Origin of the sequence: Alkalitalea saponilacus (genome assembly GCF_900168165.1) — a bacterium.
Lineage (GTDB): Bacteria > Bacteroidota > Bacteroidia > Bacteroidales > Marinilabiliaceae > Natronoflexus > Natronoflexus saponilacus.
This window is the reverse complement of the sequence record NZ_FUYV01000019.1, coordinates 104536-111001: the sequence shown is the minus strand read 5'-3', so window position 1 is coordinate 111001 and position 6466 is coordinate 104536. Positions and strand designations below refer to the sequence as shown.

At 43.3% G+C, this 6466-nt stretch carries 3 protein-coding genes; 1 reads left to right on the top strand and 2 read right to left on the bottom strand.

The window, feature by feature from the left end; translation table 11 throughout:
- The first annotated feature begins 453 nt into the window (after nt 1-453).
- A complete protein-coding gene (locus B5X70_RS14610) occupies nt 454-3510 on the top strand; it encodes a DNA polymerase III subunit alpha (RefSeq protein WP_232468359.1) in 3057 nt (1018 codons plus the stop codon).
- 63 nt (nt 3511-3573) lie between these two features.
- Here B5X70_RS14610 and B5X70_RS14605 read toward each other — a convergent pair whose 3' ends face one another.
- Both B5X70_RS14605 and B5X70_RS14600 read right to left on the bottom strand, forming a co-directional pair.
- Nucleotides 3574-4917: a pectate lyase gene (locus tag B5X70_RS14605; RefSeq protein WP_079558649.1), complete on the bottom strand. Its 1344-nt coding sequence runs from the start codon at nt 4915-4917 to the stop codon at nt 3574-3576.
- A gap of 105 nt (nt 4918-5022) precedes the next feature.
- Nucleotides 5023-6456 carry a pectate lyase gene (locus tag B5X70_RS14600; protein ID WP_079558648.1) on the bottom strand — a complete coding sequence of 478 codons (1434 nt, stop codon included), beginning with the start codon at nt 6454-6456 and terminating at the stop codon, nt 5023-5025.
- Nucleotides 6457-6466 lie beyond the last annotated feature (10 nt).

The following is a 6466-nucleotide window of genomic DNA, read 5'->3' as shown; positions in this document are numbered from 1 at the left end:
TTAATTGAGTTCACGCCTTTAAATTTATTTCGTTCATTCATGCTACTAAAGTAGCATTAAAAAAAATATTGGGCGGTCTAAGCGCCTATACCAATTATTTTATTAAGATGATTAAGGGGCGTTAGCCCTGTAATCTTCGTAGAAAATAATTATTTGATAATACACAAGGGGCGTAGCCCTGACATCTAAATATTTTATCACTATATGAATCCAATCCCATCCCATTGCTTCTAATCATTACGTGCATAAGTTAAATTAGTAAACCATTCGTATGAAAATTATAGCCTATAATAAAGTTTGAAAAATTATTTAAACAGTTACTTAAAGTTTGGGAGTTTAGGGTTGATGGTTTATGGTTCTTGTGAAAATGAGTTGTGCGGTTAGAGTTCTGCTTTCAGGGCGGTAAAGTTTAATGTTCGAGGTTTAAAGTTATAAGTTTAAAGTTGAGGGTTTGTGTTAAACATTGAACCTAAAACTTTAAACCTAAAACTTCCTGTCACCGATTCTCCTTTCCCACCCTGTCACCTTGTTACCCTTCCGTTTTCCGTTTTCCGTTTTCCCTTTTTCCTTATGTTTCTAAATTGTCATACATATCACAGCCTCCGTTACGGAGTTTTATCGCCTCAGGAACTGGTGCAGCGTGCTGTTGCAGCCGGAGCAGAGGTGTTGGTGCTTACTGATATTAACAGTACGTCGGGGGTGTTTGATTTTGTTGCGGCTTGCCGGGCGGCGGGAATAACGCCTTTGGTGGGATTGGAATTTCACAAGAACGGACGCTTGCTTTATACAGGTATTGCACGTAATTTCACTGGCTTTGGTGAACTTAACCGCTTTTTAACTTCTCATAGACTGTCGCAGCAACCCTTGCCGGATGTTGCTCCCGCTTTTCAAAATGCTTTTGTGGTTTATCCGTTTCATGGTTTTGTTCCGGTTGTTTTGCGTGAAAACGAATTTGTGGGAATCAGACACTTTCAGTTGAACAGGCTTCTGACTTCGCCCTTGTCGCGACAGATGCATAAATTATTGGTATGGCAGCCGGTAGTGTTTGCTTCCTGTACAGGATTTGAGGTTCATCGCCATTTGAGGGCAGTGGATGGTAACCGGCTTTTGAGCCGGATTACCGAAGAAGATATGGCTTCGAGGTATGACTGGCCTGTATCGGCAGAACGACTAAAAGCGGCATTCAATCATTATCCTGTGATATGGAAAAATACCTGTGATTTTTTAAAACGGTGTTCTTTCGATTTTGATTTTAAAACGGTTAAAAACAAACAAAGCTACACAGGCAGCCGTTCCGATGACGAAAAACTTCTGGAACAGCTGGCCTTGGATGGTATGGAATTTCGTTATGGACCCAATCATTCCGAAGCGCGTGAGCGCATCAGAAAGGAGTTGGACATTATTAGTAAACTTGGTTTTGCCGCTTACTTTTTAATCACCTGGGATATTATTCGTTACTCCATGTCGCGAGGCTTTTACCATGTTGGCCGGGGCAGCGGAGCCAACAGCGTTGTGGCTTATTGTCTTAAAATTACCGATGTGGACCCCATTGAGCTTAATCTCTATTTTGAAAGGTTTCTGAACCCCAAACGCAGCTCTCCTCCCGATTTTGACATCGACTACTCCTGGCGTGAACGTGATGATGTGCAACAATACATTTTTAAACGATACGGGCGTGAACATGTGGCGTTATTGGGAGCCATTTCCACATTTCAGGAGCGTTCTGTCATCAGAGAACTGGGAAAGATTTATGGTCTGCCCTCCGAAGAACTCGAGCGAATGACCAGCGCGGGATTTAATCCGGCCGGGGAGGAGTTGCCTGAAAAGATTTTTTCCATCGCGGCTCACCTCAAAGATTTTCCAAACCTGCGAACCATACATGCGGGAGGGATTTTAATATCTGATGCACCCATCACGGCATACACTGCGCTCGACTTGCCTCCCAAAGGCCTGCCAACCACTCAGTTTGATATGTATGTGGCCGAAGATATTGGTTTTGAGAAGCTGGATATCTTATCGCAACGGGGCATTGGACACATAAAGGATTGTGCCTCCATTGTGTTACAAAACCGTGGCGAAAAAGTGGATGTACACCAGGTGGAGCGTTTTAAACACGATGAGCGTGTAAAAGAGTTGTTGAGAAAAGGGGAAACCAATGGCTGTTTTTACATTGAGAGCCCCGCAACGCGTGGCTTATTGATAAAACTTCGGTGCGATAATTATCTCACTCTGGTGGCTGCAAGCTCCATCATTCGTCCCGGGGTTTCCCGTTCGGGAATGATGCGGGAGTACATCGAACGTTTTCACAATCCCAATGGTTTTAACTATTTGCATCCCGTGATGGAGGAGCAGTTAAAGGAGACTTTCGGGGTAATGGTTTATCAGGAAGATGTAATAAAAGTGTGTCACCATTTTGCCGGACTCGATTTGGCCGATTCTGATGTTCTGAGGCGAGCCATGAGCGGTAAATACCGCTCAAGAGCGGCATTTCAACGAATTGTGGATAAGTTTTTCAGCAACTGTAAAGAGCGCGGTTACCACGATGCATTGACAGGAGAGGTGTGGCGCCAGATTGAATCCTTTGCCGGTTACTCTTTTTCCAAGGCACATTCGGCCTCTTATGCCGTGGAGAGTTTTCAGAGCTTATACCTGAAGGCATATTACCCGCTGGAATTTATGGTGGCAGTGATTAATAATTTTGGAGGTTTTTATGCCACATGGGTTTACGTTCACGAAGCTGCGCGGTGGGGTGGGAAGGTACATGTGTCTTGTGTGAACAGGAGCAGCTATCTGACTTCCATTGACGGGAAGGATATTTTTCTGGGTTTTGTGCACATACGGGATTTGGAGCAGGTATTGGCGCATCGCATTGTTGATGAACGAAAGCGGGGAGGAGAGTATGTGAGTCTGCCAGACTTTATAGAGCGCACAGCTGCAGGTCGTGAGCAGATTGTACTTCTTATTCGTTTGGGGGCGCTGCGATTTACCGGTAAAAACAAGCCGCAACTGTTATGGGAGGCACATCTTTATCTCACCCGGGAGAAGATAAAAGAACCCATCCCACGGTTATTTCCGGCCAAAGAAGCGCAATACAGTCTGCCCCGGTTGATACAACAGCCACTTGAGGATGCTTACGATGAAATAGAACTTTTGGGTTTTCCTGTTACCATGAACTACTTTGATTTGCTTCAGACCCGTTTCAGAGGCGAGGTAAAAGCACGCCATTTATCCTCTCTTGTGGGAACAACAGTGAAGATGACCGGGCGTTTGGTCACCATCAAATATGTGCGCACCGTGAGTCGTAAATTGATGCATTTTGCCGCCTTTCTGGACGATGACGGGCAGTTTTTCGACACCACCCATTTTCCACCGGTACTTAAAAAGTACCCTTTTCAGGGAAATGGAATTTATTTAATACAGGGGAAGGTGGTCAGTGAGTTTGGTTTTCCATCCATCGAAGTGGAGAAAATGGCCATATTGCCATTAAATCCCGATCCCCGAAGCTCCTGATTATGAAGAAAAGGCAAGGAACCGTTGTTCCCTGCCTTTTCATTGGGTCCTATGAAACCTAGACTATTTTTTTTCGACCAGTTGATTTAAATACACTTCAATGTTTGTATATTTTGAACATAAGTCGTATTGGTTATGGTCATTGGGGTTATTGGGATCCAAACCGTTGGCAATTTCCCATGCATCAGGCATGCCGTCTCCATCAGAATCTAATAATGGTTCTGAATATTGAAATTCAGGCCATCCTCCAACTTCGTTCTGGCTGTTTATGATTCCTCCTTCACCAAAAGTTGCCATACCATATTTTACCTCTTTAATAATTCTTGAGTCAACAGTATCTCTTACATTGCTGACCCCGGCATATTTCAAAACAGCTTTAAAGGCTGTTTCTGTATCTCTTATTTGGTAATCCGACACAGAAAAGGATTCATATACAATCAGTTCATCAAGAGGGCCTCCGCGTTGCGTGCTAACTGCCAAAGTATTATCTTCTGAGGCTTCTTCATTACCGTAAACAATATTTCCTGAAAGATAGAACTTTCCGATAGGAGTGTAGGGTTCAAGTATAATTGATAATTCACTTCTGTTTGTTGCAGGTCCCGGTTTAAAATAGTTATTTATGATGTTATAGTGTCCTTCTTCTCCTCCGTACGCAGCTTTATTTCCCCAGTTGTAAACCACATTGTTTACAAATTCGACCAGTTCCTGCTGGCCTTTTTCCAGGCTTCGTGCACCCTGAAATCGAGGGTTTCTGCTGCTGTGATGAGCTAAAAGATTATGATGGAATGTTGCTCTATTTCCACCCCATATGCCTCCATATCCATGTTCTCCTTTTGAATGGTGTGAGTCGTTGAGGCTTTCGCTGATGATGCACCATTGCACGGTTAAATTTTCAATGTTGTATGGAGAAAATACTTCGTCAGTTCCCCAACTCATGCTACAATGATCTATTATGATGTTTTTGTGCCGCATGGTGGTTAGGGCATCTTGTTCAATTGGGTAGATATCGCCCGGGCGCATTCTCAGATATCTGAATATCACATTATCTGCGTTGATACGGAGCCCATGCCCTTTTATACAGATACCCTCACCGGGAGCCGATTGTCCGGCAATTGTCAAATTGCCGTGATTGATATTGAGAGGACTTTTCAGATGGATGTTTCCCGATACGGCAAACACAATAATTCTTGGCTCTTGCAGATTAACACCATATCTAAAACTACCTGGCCCGTCATCTTCTAAATTTGTAACTACGTACACCATTCCACCTCTTCCGCCGGTTGTGTACTTTCCTGCCCCTTCGGCGCCAGGAAAAGCTGGTGTTTTATTGATTCGTTCACTGTTTGAGACAGAGCATGCCGATATAATGATCAAAACAGTTAGGATCAATTTCGTGCTTAAATTCATTTCTGCGAGTTTTAGCGAGATCAAATAATCAACACAAATAGTGTTGTTATTTTACTCTATTGTTTAATACTACCAGATATAGGAGCCATGTAAATTGATGTATAATTACTGCTTTATCCCGGTTCCACCAAAGCCGATCTTTTCGAAAACAATGCTGTTAAGATAAACTTCTAGGTTTGTGTATTTGGGGCTTAAAATGTATTTCCTTCCGTCGGTTGGATCATTTGGATCCAATCCGTTTGCAATTTCCCACTCATCGGGTATTCCGTCGCCGTCGGTATCAATAGGCGCATCGGCTGTTGCTAATTGTGGCCAGCCTCCAACATCTTCCTGTGTATCGATAATGCCGGTGTTTGAGCCCCATGAACCTCCGTATGTAGCAGTACCGTTTCTTACCTCTTCAACGATGCGAGTATCAACAGCATCTCTTGAGAGGCTCATCCCTGCATGTTGGAGTACAAGTTCGAAAGCTTCCTCTGGCGTACGGATTGTTACGGGATAGATTTCGAAAGGGTTTTCTACTTTCAGGTTGTTAAGTGAGCCTCCATGTTTCAGGTCAACGCCAAACCAATTATTTTCTGATACATTGGGATAACCATCCACGTAATTTCCTGATATGTAAAACCGCCCATAATCGGTTCCTCTGTACGCTTCAAAAATACGACTGCGATGGCTGTTGGTGGCAGGGCCTGCTTTGTAGTAGTTATTTATGATGTTGTATTCACCATCTTCTCCTCCGTAGGCAGAATTATCTCCCCAGTTATAGATTACGTTGTTAATCATTTCAGCTCTTTCGCTCAGGATGCCGTCGCGCACTCCATAAAATCTGGGGTTACGGCTTTTATGGTGTGCAAGAAGGTTGTTATGAAATGAGGCGTTATTTCCACCCCACAAACCTCCGTATCCGTGTGCCCCTTTGTCATGTACCGATTCGTTAAGACTTTCGGCTATCAAGCACCACTGCATGGTAAAGTTTTCGTTGTCATAGAATGAAGCACATTCATCAGTGCTCCAACTCATTGAACAATGATCTATGATTACATTTTTTCTTCTTCTTCCCCAAATGGCATCATCTTCTGTAGCTGTTTCATCACCAAGTCTGAAACGTAAAAAGCGGATGATGACGTTATCGGCATCTACCATTACTGTATAATCTCTTATGGTAATTCCATCGCCAGGAGCAGTTTGACCTGCGATGGTTAAATTTCCGTTGGTTATTCTGAGGTTGCGGGTTAGTTTTATTTCTCCACTTACTGCAAATACAATTGTACGTGGCTCATTTTGCATAACGGCATGGCGAAGTGTGCCAGCTTCAAAAGTATCTTCCAGAGATGTAACGGTATATACTCTCCCACCTGCACCTCCTGTAGTGTACATGCCACCTCCCTCGGCACCTGGAAAAGCGGGGATGGATGAACGGTCAGGTGTAGGGAAACCAATTATTTCATCATCATCTTTTTCAGACTCTGATTCTTTTGAGCAACTAATAAATAATAATAATAATAGTGTTGCTGGCAATAAAAAGAACAACTTCTTCATATCCAATCTT

What these genes read in the sequence shown, in the direction of transcription:
- B5X70_RS14605 (WP_079558649.1), bottom strand. Translation starts at nt 4,917, where the DNA reads ATGAATTTAAGCACGAAATTGATCCTAACTGTTTTGATCATTATATCG.
- B5X70_RS14600 (WP_079558648.1), bottom strand. Translation starts at nt 6,456, where the DNA reads ATGAAGAAGTTGTTCTTTTTATTGCCAGCAACACTATTATTATTATTA.